18 protein-coding genes and 1 tRNA gene are annotated in these 14,693 nt (G+C 62.3%); 10 read left to right on the forward strand and 9 right to left on the reverse strand.

The annotated features are described in order from the left end of the window. The first annotated feature begins 14 nt into the window (after positions 1-14). Both JCM7686_RS10715 and JCM7686_RS10720 read left to right on the forward strand, forming a co-directional pair. Positions 15-590, forward strand: coding sequence for a thymidine kinase (locus tag JCM7686_RS10715; RefSeq protein WP_020950853.1), 576 nt, complete (start codon positions 15-17; stop codon positions 588-590). A 9-nt stretch (positions 591-599) separates the two neighbouring features. After that, positions 600-1,979, forward strand: coding sequence for a cytochrome b/b6 domain-containing protein (locus tag JCM7686_RS10720; protein WP_020950854.1), 1,380 nt, complete (start codon positions 600-602; stop codon positions 1,977-1,979). 88 nt (positions 1,980-2,067) lie between these two features. On the opposite strand, the gene ndk is transcribed toward JCM7686_RS10720, so the two are convergent. Beyond that, a complete protein-coding gene (ndk, locus tag JCM7686_RS10725; protein WP_041527286.1) occupies positions 2,068-2,490 on the reverse strand; it encodes a nucleoside-diphosphate kinase in 423 nt (140 codons plus the stop codon). Between the two features lie 292 nt (positions 2,491-2,782). Between ndk and JCM7686_RS10730 the strand changes: the two genes are divergently transcribed. From JCM7686_RS10730 to JCM7686_RS10740, 3 genes are all read left to right on the forward strand, one after another. Further along, a complete protein-coding gene (locus JCM7686_RS10730) occupies positions 2,783-4,633 on the forward strand; it encodes an ABC-F family ATP-binding cassette domain-containing protein (protein ID WP_041527287.1) in 1,851 nt (616 codons plus the stop codon). A gap of 66 nt (positions 4,634-4,699) precedes the next feature. Continuing rightward, positions 4,700-5,446: a MipA/OmpV family protein gene (locus JCM7686_RS10735; RefSeq protein ID WP_020950857.1), complete on the forward strand. Its 747-nt coding sequence runs from the start codon at positions 4,700-4,702 to the stop codon at positions 5,444-5,446. Positions 5,447-5,529: 83 nt separating this feature from the next. Next, positions 5,530-5,889 (forward strand): SUF system Fe-S cluster assembly protein, encoded by a 360-nt coding sequence (locus JCM7686_RS10740; protein ID WP_020950858.1) that lies wholly within the window; start codon positions 5,530-5,532, stop codon positions 5,887-5,889. A 56-nt stretch (positions 5,890-5,945) separates the two neighbouring features. Here the strand turns inward: JCM7686_RS10740 and JCM7686_RS10745 are convergent, their stop codons facing one another. The 3 genes from JCM7686_RS10745 to JCM7686_RS10755 all read right to left on the reverse strand — a co-directional run bounded on the left by JCM7686_RS10745 (position 5,946) and on the right by JCM7686_RS10755 (position 6,891). Next, positions 5,946-6,518: a histidine phosphatase family protein gene (locus JCM7686_RS10745; RefSeq protein WP_020950859.1), complete on the reverse strand. Its 573-nt coding sequence runs from the start codon at positions 6,516-6,518 to the stop codon at positions 5,946-5,948. 42 nt (positions 6,519-6,560) lie between these two features. Beyond that, entirely contained in the window at positions 6,561-6,746 is a 186-nt protein-coding gene (locus JCM7686_RS10750) for a hypothetical protein (protein ID WP_041527288.1), read from the reverse strand. A gap of 61 nt (positions 6,747-6,807) precedes the next feature. Beyond that, a tRNA-Tyr gene (locus tag JCM7686_RS10755) sits at positions 6,808-6,891 on the reverse strand. 118 nt (positions 6,892-7,009) lie between these two features. On the opposite strand from JCM7686_RS10755, the gene rlmB reads away from it, so the two are divergent. The 3 genes from rlmB (at position 7,010) to JCM7686_RS10770 (ending at position 8,952) form a co-directional block, all read left to right on the forward strand. After that, positions 7,010-7,807: a 23S rRNA (guanosine(2251)-2'-O)-methyltransferase RlmB gene (gene rlmB / locus JCM7686_RS10760; protein ID WP_041527830.1), complete on the forward strand. Its 798-nt coding sequence runs from the start codon at positions 7,010-7,012 to the stop codon at positions 7,805-7,807. Between the two features lie 93 nt (positions 7,808-7,900). Then, the gene (locus JCM7686_RS10765) at positions 7,901-8,323 is read left to right on the forward strand and encodes a YHS domain-containing (seleno)protein (RefSeq protein ID WP_020950861.1); all 423 of its coding nucleotides are present in this window, start codon (positions 7,901-7,903) and stop codon (positions 8,321-8,323) included. A gap of 194 nt (positions 8,324-8,517) precedes the next feature. Beyond that, positions 8,518-8,952, forward strand: coding sequence for a CoA-binding protein (locus JCM7686_RS10770; protein ID WP_020950862.1), 435 nt, complete (start codon positions 8,518-8,520; stop codon positions 8,950-8,952). Here the strand turns inward: JCM7686_RS10770 and JCM7686_RS10775 are convergent. Continuing rightward, positions 8,940-9,959 (reverse strand): ribose-phosphate pyrophosphokinase, encoded by a 1,020-nt coding sequence (locus tag JCM7686_RS10775; RefSeq protein ID WP_020950863.1) that lies wholly within the window; start codon positions 9,957-9,959, stop codon positions 8,940-8,942. The genes JCM7686_RS10770 and JCM7686_RS10775 overlap by 13 nt on opposite strands. Positions 9,960-10,039: 80 nt before the next feature. Between JCM7686_RS10775 and JCM7686_RS10780 the strand changes: the two genes are divergently transcribed. Then, complete coding sequence (locus JCM7686_RS10780) at positions 10,040-10,642, forward strand: 2-hydroxychromene-2-carboxylate isomerase (protein WP_020950864.1); 603 nt, start codon at positions 10,040-10,042, stop codon at positions 10,640-10,642. Beyond that, entirely contained in the window at positions 10,639-11,409 is a 771-nt protein-coding gene (locus tag JCM7686_RS10785; RefSeq protein WP_020950865.1) for an alpha/beta fold hydrolase, read from the forward strand. The genes JCM7686_RS10780 and JCM7686_RS10785 overlap by 4 nt, the downstream gene beginning before the upstream one ends. 35 nt (positions 11,410-11,444) lie before the next feature. Here JCM7686_RS10785 and JCM7686_RS10790 read toward each other — a convergent pair whose 3' ends face one another. From JCM7686_RS10790 to JCM7686_RS10805, 4 genes are all read right to left on the reverse strand, one after another. After that, positions 11,445-11,795, reverse strand: coding sequence for an H-type lectin domain-containing protein (locus tag JCM7686_RS10790; RefSeq protein WP_041527832.1), 351 nt, complete (start codon positions 11,793-11,795; stop codon positions 11,445-11,447). Positions 11,796-11,902: 107 nt separating this feature from the next. Continuing rightward, positions 11,903-12,352, reverse strand: coding sequence for an ATP synthase F1 subunit epsilon (gene atpC, locus JCM7686_RS10795; RefSeq protein ID WP_020950867.1), 450 nt, complete (start codon positions 12,350-12,352; stop codon positions 11,903-11,905). Between the two features lie 11 nt (positions 12,353-12,363). Further along, positions 12,364-13,788 carry a F0F1 ATP synthase subunit beta gene (gene atpD, locus JCM7686_RS10800; protein ID WP_020950868.1) on the reverse strand — a complete coding sequence of 475 codons (1,425 nt, stop codon included), beginning with the start codon at positions 13,786-13,788 and terminating at the stop codon, positions 12,364-12,366. A 17-nt stretch (positions 13,789-13,805) separates the two neighbouring features. Further along, positions 13,806-14,684 (reverse strand): F0F1 ATP synthase subunit gamma, encoded by an 879-nt coding sequence (locus JCM7686_RS10805; RefSeq protein ID WP_020950869.1) that lies wholly within the window; start codon positions 14,682-14,684, stop codon positions 13,806-13,808. Between the last annotated feature and the right edge of the window lie 9 nt (positions 14,685-14,693).

Here is a 14,693-nt window from a genome sequence, read left to right on the forward strand (position 1 = left end):
ATCGCTGGGGCATCATGGCCAAGCTTTACTTCCATTACTCGACGATGAATGCCGGCAAGAGCACGCTCCTCTTGCAGGCTTCCTACAATTACCGCGAGCGCGGCATGGCGACCTTGTTGCTGACCGCCGCGATCGACGACCGCGCGGGCGATGCTGTCATCGCCAGCCGCATCGGCATTTCCGCCCCGGCGCTCACGTTTTCGCGCGACACCGATCTCTGCGAGTTGATCCGGCGTGAGGGCAAAGACGCCGCCTGCATCTTCCTTGATGAAGCGCAATTTCTTACCGAGGAGCAGGTCTGGCAGCTTGCCCGCGTCGCGGACGATCTGAGCCAGCCCGTCATGTGCTACGGTCTGAGGGTGGATTTTCAGGGCAAGCTGTTTCCGGGCTCGGCGGCGCTTCTTGCGCTCGCCGATGATCTGCGCGAGGTGCGCACGATCTGCTTTTGCGGCAAGAAGGCGACCATGGTCATCCGTCAGGACGATCAGGGCCAGCCCATCCGTGAAGGCGCGCAGGTCCAGATCGGCGGCAATGAAACCTATGTCTCGCTCTGCCGTTCTCATTGGCGAGAGGCCATGCAAGCGCCCTAGGAGGCCCTTATGAACGCAAAAAACAGTCCCGATGGCTATGGCTGGGTCGCGCGGGGATTTCACTGGATCATCGCGCTTTTGATCTTCACCGCGCTGGGATTGGGCCTTTACGGCAGCAGCCTGCGCGAAGGGGCCGCCAGCAATCTGCAAAAGATCTTTCAGGTCTTTTCGATCCACAAGACCGTCGGAATCGCGGTCCTGATCCTGGCCCTGCTGCGCATCCTGTGGATGCTCGGCCAGAAAAAGCCGCGCCCGCTTCACCCCGAGCGCAAGCTTGAAACCTGGCTTGGCGAATTCGTCCATTGGGGGCTTTATACCGGCATGGTGGTGATGCCGCTGTCGGGTTGGCTCATCCATTCGGCGGCACCCGGCGGCTTTGCCCGCATTCTCTGGCCCTTCGGCCAGCGCCTGCCCTTCATCCCCGAAAACGCCGAGCTGTCCGAGCGCTTCGCGACCTTCCACAATACCGGCTGGTGGCTGCTGGTCGGGCTGCTCGTGCTCCATGTCGCGGGCGCGCTCAAACATGCGCTGATCGACCGCGACGAGACGCTGGTGCGCATGACCCGCACCATGCCGCAGGTGAGCGTGGAAGCCGCTCAGCCGCGCTCGCATCTGTCGAACCTTCTTGTGGCTTTGGCCTTCTGGGCGGCGATTGCGGTCGTGGCCATGGTGGTGACGCCCGAGAAAGAGCCCCAGGGCGGCCCCGAGGGCATCGCGAGCACCAGCGCCCCCGCAGGCTCCGGGGCCGCTCTGGCCAGTGCCACGCCCGCCGAGGCAGCCCCTGCGGCAGCCCCAGAGACGGCGCCTGCGGCGGCCTCTGCCTCCGGGACGGCGCCGGATTATGCCACAACCTCCGACTCCGGCACCGCGTCGGGCTATGCGTCCGACCCGGATCCGAGCAAACCCGCGCCGCTCTGGCAGGTCGAAAGCGGCACGCTTGGGATTTCGGTGAAACAGGCGGGCGCCGAGGTCGCTGGCCAGTTCGCCAATTGGACGGCAAAGATCGCCTATGATCCCGCGAGCCAGACCGGCCATGTCAGCGTCACCATCGACACCGGCTCGCTCACGCTCGGCGCGGTCAGCGATACCGCCAAGGGGCCGGAATTCCTCAATACGACGCAATTCCCCAAAGCGACCTTCGAGGCCAATCTGCGCCCCGAAGACAGCGCGGGCTGGCCACATCTCGCCAAGGGCGATCTGACGATTGCCGGCAAGACCGTGATTGCGGAACTGCCCTTCGATGTTGTCGTCAAGGGGGATAAGGCCAATGCCTCGGGCTCCATGACCGTGGATCGCCGCGATTTCGAGCTCGGCAAGACCTATGGCGACGAAAGCACCGTGGCCTTCCCGGTCACCATCTCTTTCGATCTGGACGCCAAGCGCCAGTAGCCGCCCCGAAGGCCCCCGCGCAAAGAAACGTGCAAAGAAAAAGGGCCGCTCAATCGAGCGGCCCTTTCCATGTCCAAGGCGGAACCGATCAGCCGACCAGTTCGAGGCCCGAGAAGAAGAACGAGATCTCGCGCGCAGCCGCTTCCGGGCTGTCCGAACCATGGACCGAGTTTTCGCCGACCGAGAGAGCGAACTCTTTGCGGATGGTGCCCTCATCGGCATTGGCCGGGTTGGTTGCGCCCATGACTTCGCGGTTTTTCAGGATGGCGCCTTCGCCTTCCAGAACCTGCACGACGACCGGCTCGGAAACCATGAATTCGGTCAGTTCGCCGAAGAAGGGGCGCTCTTTGTGCTCGGCATAGAACTGGCCAGCCTGAGCCAGCGTCAGCTGGATGCGTTTCTGGGCGACGATGCGCAGGCCAGCGTCTTCGAATTTCGCATTGATCTTGCCGGTCAGGTTGCGCTTGGTGGCATCCGGTTTGATGATCGAAAGGGTGCGCTCGAGAGCCATGATGAATTCCTTTTGCGTTTCTCCGGACCCCATGGCCCAGAAATCCGCGCCCGATTAACACGCAGGCCGTTTTTTGAAAAGGTCGGCCACGACAGCGGCCCGCCGAATTCTTGCCAAATTCTCGATCAATCGCGGATGCCTGACTTCGGTGACGCAGGCGCTCGCCGTCGCGTTCCCATGGCGCTGCCGTGCCCCGCCCTGCCCGCATGTCGCCGCGACTTCCGGCCCAAACTCGGGCCGCCCCCGCAAGCGAGAGATTGACGCGGCGGGCTGGATGCGGCAAGCGGGCGGGATGCTGCGTCTTGATGATATCTCCTTCTCCATTGCGGGCCGCCCGCTTTTTGAACATGCCTCGGCAGTGATCCCGACCGGCCATAAGGTCGGTCTGGTCGGTCCCAACGGGGCAGGCAAAACCACGCTCTTCCGCATCCTGCGCGGCGAGCTTCATGCCGATGGCGGTGAGATCTCGTTGCCGTCGCGGGCGCGGATCGGGGGCGTCGCGCAAGAGGCGCCGGGAACCGAGCTGAGCGTGCTCGACACGGTTCTGGCCGCGGATACCGAACGCGCCAGCCTGATGGTCGAATCCGAGACCGCGACCGATCCCCATCGCATCGCGGACATCCATTCGCGCCTTGCTGATATTGACGCTTGGTCGGCCGAGGCCCGCGCGGCCACCATCCTGCGCGGCTTGGGCTTTTCGACCGAGGATCAGGCACGGCCGACCTCGGATTATTCGGGCGGCTGGCGGATGCGCGTGGCGCTGGCGGGCGTGCTCTTTTCGCAGCCCGATCTGCTTCTCCTCGACGAGCCGACCAACTATCTTGACCTCGAAGGCGCGCTCTGGCTGGAAAGCTATCTCGCGCGCTATCCCCATACCGTCATCGTCATCAGCCACGACCGCGATCTGCTGAACCGCGCGGTTGGCCATATCCTGCATCTCGAGAACAAGCAGCTGACGCTTTACACCGGCGGCTATGACACATTCGCGCGCACCCGCGCCGAAAAGCGCGCCCTGCAAGCGGCCGAGGCCAAGAAGCAAGACGCCCGCCGCGCCCATCTGCAAAGCTTCGTCGACCGTTTCCGCGCCAAAGCCTCAAAGGCCGTCCAAGCGCAGGCCCGCATCAAGATGCTGGCGAAGATGGAGCCGATCACCGCTCCCGAAGAGGCGAAGTTCCACAAATTCACCTTCCCGCAGCCCGAGCAACTGTCTCCGCCCATCGTCACGCTCGACAGCGTCAGCGTTGGCTATGACGACCGCACGGTTCTGCGCAAACTGACGCTCCGGATCGATCAGGACGACCGTATCGCGCTTTTGGGCCGCAACGGTCAGGGCAAATCGACGCTGTCGAAGCTTCTGGCCGAGCGGCTTGAGCCGATGGCAGGCAAGATCACCCGCTCGAACAAGCTGCGCATCGGCTATTTCGCCCAGCATCAGGTCGATGAGCTGGAACTGGACGAAACCCCGCTTGACCACGTCCGCCGCCTGCGCCCGAACGAAGGCCAGCCGAAACAACGGGCGCGGCTTGCGGGCTTTGGCCTGATGGCCGATCAGGCCGATACCAAGGTGCGCGCACTCTCGGGCGGTCAGAAGGCGCGGCTTTCGCTGTTGCTCGCAACCATCGACGCGCCGCATCTCTTGATCCTCGACGAGCCGACCAACCACCTCGACATTGAAAGCCGCGAGGCTTTGACCGAGGCGCTCAACGATTATACCGGCGCCGTGGTGCTGGTCAGCCACGACATGCATCTTCTGAACCTCGTGGCCGAGCGGCTGTGGCTGGTCGCGGATGGCGGGGTTGAGCCCTATCAGGGCGATCTCGACAGCTATCGCAAGCTGCTCTTGCAGGGCGAGAACCCCAAGGCCGAAGCCCCGAAGGCTGAAAAACCCGCGCCGAAACGCGCTTCGCGCGACGAGATCCTCGAGCTGCGCGGCGAAGTCCGCAAGGCGGAAGAGCGCGTCGGCAAGCTGACCACGATGCTTGAAAAGCTCGATACGATCATGGCCGATCCCGTCACCTATGGCGATCCGATCGAGACCGAAAAATGGGGTCGCAAGCACTCCGAGGCCAGCGAAGCGATGATTCGCGCCGAGACCCTGTGGCTAGAAGCACTCGATCGTCTGGAAAAGGCCGAGAGAGGCTGATTTTTTCTTGAGTTCGCGTCACGAAGGCTTCATGCAGCCCGTGAACGCGAACATAAGGAGCCAAAGATGCGCTACCTGCTTCCCCTGATGCTGATTGCCGCCCCCCTCGCCACCCCTGCCGTCGCGCAGGATCTCAGTGGTTACGGAATCGCTGGCGATGTCGGCCTTGGCGCGGAATACGGGCCTGGCTATCTCGGCTCGGATGACAACAAGACCTCGCCCTGGCTTATCCTGCGCAATGGCACGCTGATCCGTCCGGGTCAGACCGCCGACGACGCCGATGGCTTCTCGATCCTGCCCTCCTTCGGCTATCAGGGCCGCCGCGACGCAAAAGATTACGACGCGCTCGCCGGGATGAAAGATATCAAGCGGGCGGGCGAAGTTGGTCTGAAAGTCGGCTACGACATGGGCCCGACCTCCAGCTACCTGACCCTGCGCAAGGGCTTTGGCGGCCATTCTGGCCTCACCGGCGAATTCGGCGCGTCTTACCGCATCGACGCCTCTGACAAGCTGTCCTTCTGGGGCAATGTCGAGGCGCAATATGGCAACAAGAAGTTCAACGATACCTATTTCGGCGTCACGCCCGAGGAATCGCTGACCAGCCGTTATGGCACCTATTCCGCTGGCGGCGGCATCTATGGTGCTTCGATCGGGCTTGAGGCGCGCTATTCGCTGACGGAAAAAACCGCGATCGTCGGCGAGGTCGAATATCAGCGCCTGCTCGGTGATTCCGGGGATTCGCCGCTGGTTCAGGACAAGAACCAGCCTTCGGTGAAGCTCGGCATCGTGCGTCATTTCGATTTCCGCTTCTGAGCTTTTGGTCCTGCACTGGACCACAGCCGACGATAGACCTATATGTTCTGTCAGATTTGACATCTAGCCGGGACATTCAGGCCATGAGCGACCAAACCCTGATCGAGGGCGATCCCCTGATCGCCCCTTCGACGACCGACCATCCGCTCTATGAAGCCGTGGTCGAGGCGTGCAAAACTGTTTACGACCCCGAAATCCCGGTCAATATCTTCGATCTCGGCCTGATCTATACGATCGAGATCCAGGAAGATGCTGCCGTGCGCGTGGTGATGTCTCTGACCGCCCCGGGCTGCCCGGTCGCCGGAGAGATGCCGGGCTGGGTTGCCGATGCGGTCGAGGCTGTGCCGGGCGTGAAACAGGTCGATGTCGAGATGACCTTCCAGCCGCAATGGGGCATGGACATGATGTCCGACGAGGCGCGGCTCGAACTGGGCTTCATGTAAGCCTCAGCGCCGTTTCTTCGCTGGACCAGGTTGCGCCGCCCCTCGGGGCGGCGTTGTCATTCAAACATCTGGTGGCGGCCCTGACGCACGGCATGGACCGCGCCCTGCCGCACCGGCATCTCACCGATGCGCGAGATCGGCAGCTCCATCGCCACCGCCCGGATCATGCGCAAGGTGATGCCATGGGTGACGATGAGCGCGGGCCCGGTGAGCTCGTCCAGAAACGCACGCACCCGCGTCTCGAGCCCGGAAAAATGCTCGCCGCCCGGTGCGTGATCATACCAGTCCAGCCGCGCGCCGTGAAAGATCTGGGGATGGCTGACCACGAGATCCTGCATCCGCGCGCCGGTGAAATCTCCGATGTCGATCTCGACGAGGCGGTGATCCGTGGCAAAGCTTTCGCCCGCAAAAACGATCTCGGCGGTCTGGCGCGCCCTGCCCTGCGCGCTGGCATAGCGTGCGACCTCGCCAATCTGCGGATGGAGGTTGCGCACCAGCGCCGCCTGACGGCGCGCCTGCTTGCGCCCAAGCGCGGTCAGAGGCGAATCCAGACGCCCCTGCATCCGCTCAAGCGCATTCCACTCGGTCTGACCATGCCGCATCAGATAGAGATCGGGAAAGCGGGTCATGGCGGCTCCATCCGGACAGAGGCAAAGGCGGAAAGCCCCGGTCTAGCCCGGATCGGAAAAGGCGAAAAGAGCCGACGCACGCGCATCGCCAAAGGCCGCAATACGGGTCAAAATCAGCGACGATTTTCGCAAGGCCGCGTCCTCTAAGCCACAGGTGAAAACCGGCTTGCCGCGCGCAGAAAAAAACATGAAACTTTTGGAAAATTTTTTGGGGACGACAGCGATCAAAGCGGTATCACACCGCCCCGGCGAACCACCACCTTCCTGAAAACATTGCATTTTAGGAAAATGGTGGGCGACCCTGGAATCGAACCAGGCATGGGTCTCCCCGGCGGAGTTACAGTCCGCTGCCGCACCTTGCAGCACGTCGCCCGACGCTGTGGGGCGGTTACTATAGGCAGTATCAGGGGGGGTCAAGTGGCGAATTCGGATTTCGGTTGCGATCTTTTCGCGGTCGTCGCAGTTAGGGTGAAATCAGAAGGATGACGACCATGAGCCAACCGGACCGCAAGGCAAAGAAGCCGACTTGGGTGATCGACAAAGAGCGCGCGAAACGGGCGGCGGCGGCGGAAACCGTCTGGCTTTTCGGCCTTCACGCGGTGCGCGACGCGCTGGTGAACCCCAATCGCGAGAAGCTGCGATTGGTCGTGACGCAAAACGCGCTCGACCGGCTGGGCGAGCTGCCCGAGGGCGTCACGCCCGAAATCGTCGACGCTCGGGTCTTTGACAAAAACGTCCCCCTGCCCCCCGAAAGCGTCCATCAGGGCGCCGCGCTGGAGGTCAAGCCGCTCAAATGGGGCCGGCTCGAGGATCTTGCGCTTGAGGGCGCCGGACGGCCGCTGCTGGTCGCGCTCGACCGCGTGACCGATCCCCATAACATCGGCGCAATCCTGCGCTCTGCCGAAGTCTTTGGCGCGCGGGCCGTGATCGCGCCCCAGCGTCACTCTGCCCCGGAAACCGGCGCGCTGGCCAAGACCGCTTCGGGCGCCCTGGAACGCCAACCCTATCTGCGCATCGGCAATCTCGCGGATGCGCTGATCGAGCTGCAGGCGATGGGCTATATCGTCATCGGCCTCGACGGCACCGCGACCGAGGATCTGCCGGATGTGCTCGACGGGCTCAAGGGCCGCCCGCTCTGCATCGTGCTGGGCGCCGAGGGGCCGGGCCTGCGCGAGCGCACGCTGGAGACCTGCAACAAGCTGGCGCGAATCCCCTTCGCGGCGGATTTCGGCTCGCTCAACGTGTCGAATGCGGCGGCGATTGCGCTTTATGCAGCCTCACGGATCTGAGCGCGGATTTCACATCCCCGCCAGAAAGATTGAGAATCGGTCGCCAAAGTGACACATGCTAGGAAGCTGCCTGTTTCTGATGCCTGAAAGATTATGATTCGTCGTCTCACTGCCAGAGCCGCCGCCTTGTGCGCTTGCGCCCTTCCGGTCACGGCCCAGTCGCAAGACTGGGCCCTCGATGGGATGGATCCGGTTGCCTATCTCGCCGATGATGCCGCCCTGCCCGGACGCAATGATCTGGTCACGATCTGGCACGGTCAGGCGTGGCATTTCGCCAATGAAGAGAATCGCTCGCTGTTCGAATCCAATCCGCGCGAATATGCGCCGGGGTTGGATGGCCTGTGCGTGGTTGCTTTGGCCGAAGGCCGCTCCGAGCCGGGCAATCCGCGCTATTTCGTCGTAATCAACAATCGCGCCTATTTCGTGCGCTCGGCGGCTGCGCGCGACAAGCTTGCGGGCGATCCAGAGCGGCTGTTGAGCGAGGCTAAGGAAAGCTGGAAAGAGCTTTACCCCTAAAATTTTCACCTTTTCGTGAGAATGCTGGAACTAATCTGCAACAAACCTATTTTATTAGTGAGCTTGACCACGGAACGGTCTTGCTCTGATCACTGTCCCTCGTTCCGCGACTTGCGCCCGGCGATTCATTCGACCGGGCGCTTTTTCTACCAGACAGGGGTTCGGCGTCAGACCGAATGTGCAGGAGGTATCCCATGACCGAAAGCGACATCGCCGCTGCTTTGACCGAGGCGCGCACCATCGCGGTCGTCGGCTTGTCCCCGCGAGAGGATCGCCCAAGCTGGGGCGTGGCACGCTATCTGAAATCTCAGGGCTATCGGATTATCCCGGTCAATCCGGGACAGGCGGGCAAGCTTTTGCTCGATGAGCTGGTCTATCCGAACCTTGCCGCAATCCCGCGCGAGGCAGAGGTCGATATGGTGGACATCTTCCGCCGGTCAGAGGCGGTGCCTGCCCTTGTGGACGAGGCGTTGGCCGCCTTGCCCGCACTTCGCACCATCTGGATGCAGCTTGGCATCACCAGCCCGGTGGCGGCTGAAAAGGCCCGTGCGGCCGGGGTGCGGGTCATTGAAGACCGCTGCCCGAAAATCGAGCTTCCCCGGCTGCAAAGCGGGCTTCACTCGGTGTGATACAGCCCTTCATAGATCGGCCCGAGGGTCTCGAGCTCGAACAGCGAGCTGACCGAAGTACCGTTCCAGATGTTGAGGATCGCCTGCGCAAACATCGGCGCGGTCGGCACGATGCGGATATTGCGGGCGCTGCGCACCAGATCCGAGGGCTCGATCGAATCGGTGATGACCAGCGATTTCATCACTGAGCTTTCGACGCGGTCAATTGCCGGCCCCGACAGAACGCCATGGGTGATATAGGCGTGAACCTCGGTCGCGCCATTGTCGACCAGCGTCTGCGCAGCTTTGCACAAGGTGCCAGCAGTGTCGCAGATGTCGTCGACGATAATGCAGGTCTTGCCCGACACATCGCCGATCACCGTCATCTCGGCGATCTCACCGGGCTTTTCGCGGCGTTTGTCGACGATGGCGAGCGGCGCCTTGATGCGCTGTGCGATCTCGCGGGCACGGGCCACGCCGCCAACGTCAGGCGACACGACCATGAGCTCGCCCAGCTTGTCGCGGAAATGATGCATGATATCGAGCGAGAAGATCGGCGCGGCGTAGAGGTTGTCCACCGGAATGTCGAAAAAGCCCTGAATCTGCGCGGCATGAAGATCGAGCGTCAGCACGCGGTCGACACCGGCTTCGGTCAGCAGGTTCGCGACCAGCTTGGCCGAAATCGGCGTGCGTGCCTTGGCGCGGCGATCCTGACGGGCATAGCCGAAATAGGGAATGACCGCCGTGATCCGGTCAGCCGACGAGCGCTTGAGCGCATCGGTGATGATCAAGAGCTCCATCAGGTTGTCGTTCGCCGGATTGGACGTCGACTGGATGATATACATATCCTCGCCGCGCACGTTCTCGTAAACTTCGACGAAGATTTCCTGATCGTTGAAACGCTCGACGCGCGCTTTGATCGGCTCGACATTCATACCACGATGCATGGACATGCGACGCGAGATCGCATGGGCAAGTGGTCTGTTCGCATTGCCCGCGATCAGCTTGGGTTCAGTCATGGCCGGCATGGCAGACTCCATTCGGATTGGTCAGATTGCGCTCCGCTTATCACCGGGCTAGCTTTCCCGCAAACCCTGGAGATGCCACAATGCCGCATATCGACTATTACTTCGGTGTCCTGAGCCCCTGGAGCTACCTTGCGGGGCTCCGAATGGAGGAAATCGCCGCCCGTCATGGCGCGAGCGTCACCTATAAGCCGGTCGACATGCCCCAATTGTTCGACCGGACCGGGGGGATCCGTCGCGAAAACCGTGCGCCGCAGCGACTCGCCTATACCGCGCAAGATCTGCCGCGATGGGCCGCCAAGTTGCAGATGCCGCTCCATTCCGCCCCGCGCTTTCGTGGCGCCAATGCCGCGCCCGCGGCCTATGCGATCATTGCCGCGCAGGTTGCCGGTGGCGGCGATGTCGGCGGGCTTGTCCATGGGCTGATGTCCGCGGTCTGGGTCGAGGATCGCGATATTTCCGACGATACCGTCATCGAGGAAAAGCTCTCCGCCCATGGCTTTGACCCCAAGATCGCCTTTTCCGCTTTGCTGACCGGGGCCGAGATCTACAGCCGCAATCTTCAGCAGGCCGTCGATGCCGGAGCCTTTGGCTCGCCCTTCTATATCGTGACCGACAGCGATCAGCGATTCTGGGGGCAAGATCACCTCGGTTTCCTCGATGAGCATCTTGCGACGCTGGCATGAGCGCGCTCCATCTTCGCCATTTCGCGGGCGACCCGAACCGCCCGGCGCTTGGTCTGCATTGCATGATGGGCAGCGGCGCCTCGTGGCGTCCGATTGCGGGCGCGCTTGGCGTCAGCCTTGATCTCGTCGCGCCCGATTTCTTTGGCCACGGCCGTAGCCCCGACTGGCAACCGGGCGAGGTCGATTATCACACCGCCGTCACCCGCGCGGTCGCGGCAGAAATCACCCGCCCGCTCGATCTGATCGGCCACAGCTTTGGCGCGACCGTCGCCTTGCGCATTGCCGTGGCCTATCCCGAGGCGGTGCGCAGCCTCACGCTGATCGAGCCGGTTCTGTTCGCCGCCGCTCCTGATGCGGCGCAGGACGCGCTATTTTCCCGCATGGGCGAGGCTTTCGCCGAAGATGATCCGGCGCGCGCTCTGGCCGATTTCCTGCAGGTTTGGGGGCTTCAACGCGACGGCGATGACCCTGCCCCGCCGTCAGAGATCCAGCTGCGTCAGATCGAATTGGTGCGCGACACCAATGATGTGCTGATCCACGACAAGGCCCGCATTCTGCGCGAGGGCGGGTTAGAGGCGATTGACGCTCCGGTGATGCTGATCATGGGCGAGAACTCACCGCCGGTGATCGGCAAGATCACCGATGCACTCGCCGCGCGTCTGCCCGATGTTGGACGCGCGACCGTGCCCGGCGCCGGTCATATGGCGCCACTGACCCATGCCGCTGAGGTCGCAGGATTGATCACGGCCAATCTGGAGCGCGCCTGACGCGCTTTAGATCGCCCGCTCACCGCAATCAGGCGTCAGATGACATCCCAATTGTCGCGATAGGCGACAGAGCCGATGGCAAGCCAGCTGACCCGGACGCGGGCCACGCGGGTGTCGCCCCAGGTCCGGAAAATAATGTCGAAGCCGCTCGCGGTGACCCGTTCGGCCTGAAGATCGAAGCGATGGTTCGCGCCACTGTCCATGTCGAGCATGGCCACCGACACATGGACCGTCGGCGCATCCAGAAAGGTCTGATCGAATCGCACGGGAGATCGAATGACGCGCGGTCCCTCGCCCGCCCACATCTCGCCATTGTCCTCGAAAGCCGAAAAAAGCAACTTCTGCCCGTTTTCCAGACCGACTTCCGCGTTGCTGATTCGTCTCATCGCCATCCACTCAAATTAGGCAAATCACTATGCCTCTGTTTAGCTGAAATAAAACGGCCCCGGAAGTCCGGGGCCGCAAATTCGTAAACAGATCGGATCAGTCCGGATCAATCCGGGATGCTGGCCTGATTGGGATCAAGACCGATATGGGTGCCAAGAGCCTCCATATCGCCAAGAAGCTTGACGGCAGCGGTGACGATTTCTTCGCCCACGGTGCCACGTTTGCCCTCGGCCACCTTCACCTTGCGCTGCGCCGAAACCATCATGTCGTTGTAGATCTCCTGCGTCATTTCCGCGCGCGGATGTCCGCGCTCGGCCAGCAGGGTGACCCCATCGTTGTTGATCTCGACGAAACCGCCGGTGACGGCGAATTCGGTCTCTTTGCCATCGGCCGCGATCACGGTCACAAGGCCGGGACGAAGGTTGACGATGGCCGGCGCATGGCCGGGCATCGCCGTCAGATCGCCTTCGCTGCCCGGCAGGCGAACCTCGCGCACGGCAACGGACACGAGGTTCCGTTCCGGCGAGACGAGGTCGAACTGCATCGTGTCAGCCATCCGCGCTCTCCTTATGCCGCTTCAGCGGCGAGACGCTGAGCTTTGGCTTTCACATCCTCGATACCGCCAACCATGTAGAAGGCAGCTTCCGGCAGGTGGTCGTATTCGCCGTTAACAACGGCTTTGAACGACTTGATCGTGTCTTCCAGCGGAACCTGAACGCCGTCCGAGCCGGTGAAGACTTTTGCGACGTCGAAGGGCTGCGACAGGAAGCGCTGGATCTTACGCGCGCGGGTCACGGTCAGTTTGTCTTCTTCCGACAGTTCGTCCATGCCGAGAATGGCGATGATGTCCTGAAGCGACTTATACTTCTGCAGGATGCCCTGCACCGAACGCGCGACGCTGTAGTGCTCTTCGCCGACAACAGCCGGGTCGAGAATACGCGAGTTCGAGTCGAGCGGGTCAACGGCCGGGTAGATCCCGAGTTCCGAAATCGCGCGCGACAGAACCGTGGTTGCGTCGAGGTGGGCGAAGGTGGTTGCCGGAGCCGGGTCGGTAAGGTCATCGGCCGGAACGTAGACGGCTTGGATCGAGGTGATCGAGCCGTTTTTCGTCGAGGTGATGCGCTCCTGCATCGCGCCCATGTCGGTGGCCAGCGTCGGCTGGTAACCCACGGCGGACGGGATACGGCCGAGAAGTGCGGACACTTCCGAACCAGCCTGCGTGAAGCGGAAGATGTTGTCGACGAAGAACAGAACGTCCGTGCCGGTGGCGTCGCGGAACTGCTCGGCCAGGGTCAGACCGGTCAGGGCGACGCGCATCCGCGCTCCCGGAGGCTCGTTCATCTGACCGTAAACCAGAGCCACTTTCGAGGCTTCAAGGTTGTCCGGCGTGATAACGCCCGATTCAATCATCTCGTGGTAAAGGTCGTTCCCTTCACGGGTCCGCTCGCCAACACCCGCGAACACCGAGTAACCAGCGTGCACTTTTGCGATGTTGTTGATCAGTTCCATGATCAGAACGGTCTTGCCGACGCCTGCACCACCGAAGAGACCGATCTTGCCGCCCTTCGAGTAAGGAGCCAGCAGGTCGATGACCTTGATGCCGGTGACGAGGATGTCCGAGCTGGTCGCCTGTTGGGCGAAGTCCGGCGCGGGCTGGTGGATCGCACGACGCTCGGTCGAAGCGACCGGGCCACGCTCGTCGACGGGCTCGCCGACGACGTTCAGGATGCGGCCGAGGGTCGCATCGCCAACCGGCACCGAGATCGGTGCGCCGGAATCGGACACGGGCGTGCCACGAACCAGACCTTCGGTCGCGTCCATCGCAATCGCGCGGACAGTGTTTTCGCCGAGGTGCTGAGCAACTTCCAGCACCAGGTGCTTGCCGTTGTTTTCAGTCTCGAGCGCGTTCAGAATCGCAGGAAGCTGGCCGTCGAACTGGACGTCGACAACCGCACCGATTACCTGCGTAATTTTACCTTTGGCCTCTGCCATGTGATTACCCCTAGGTATCAGAGCGCCTCGGCGCCCGAGATAATTTCAATCAGTTCTTTGGTGATCGCAGCCTGACGCGAGCGGTTATACTCGGTGGTCAGCCTATCAATCATATCTCCGGCGTTGCGCGTCGCATTGTCCATCGCGCTCATCCGTGCGCCCTGCTCCGAAGCTGCGTTTTCAAGCAGCGCCGCGAAGACCTGGGTCGAGATCGAACGCGGCAGAAGTTCGGCAAGAATGCCGGATTCATCCGGTTCGTAATCGTAAAGAGCAGAGGCGCCATTGGCGTCACCGGCCTCTTCGACCACAGCGGGAATGATCTGGCGCGCGGTCGGGATCTGGCTGATCACCGACTCGAACCGGTTGTAGAACAGCGTTGCGACATCGAAGCTACCGTCTTCGAAGCGGTCGAGAATCTCATCCGCAATCGAACGGGCGTTTTCATAGCCGATCCGTTTCACTTCGCTCAGATCAACGTGATGGACGAACAGATTGCCGTAATCACGCTTGAGCTGCTCGCGACCTTTCTTGCCGACGGTCAGGATGGTGACATCCTTCCCCTGGGCGCGAAGGTCGGCCACATGCTGGCGCGCCAGCTTGACGATGGAGGAGTTGAAGCCCCCTGCAAGCCCGCGTTCCGAGGTCAAGACGACCAGCAGGTGACGACGATCCTCGCCGGTGCCGGCGAGCAGCAACGGGGCGTCATTCGACCCCGCCGCTGCTGCCGTCAGCCCGGACATGACCGCCGCCATGCGGTCGGCGTAAGGCCGCGCGGCCTCCGCTGCCTCTTGCGCACGGCGCAATTTGGCAGCGGCAACCATCTGCATGGCCTTGGTGATCTTCCGCGTGTTCTTAACGCTTCCGATCCTGTTTTTTAGGTCCTTGAGGCTGGGCATGTGTCCCTC

This window comes from Paracoccus aminophilus JCM 7686 (genome assembly GCF_000444995.1).
GTDB lineage: Bacteria > Pseudomonadota > Alphaproteobacteria > Rhodobacterales > Rhodobacteraceae > Paracoccus > Paracoccus aminophilus.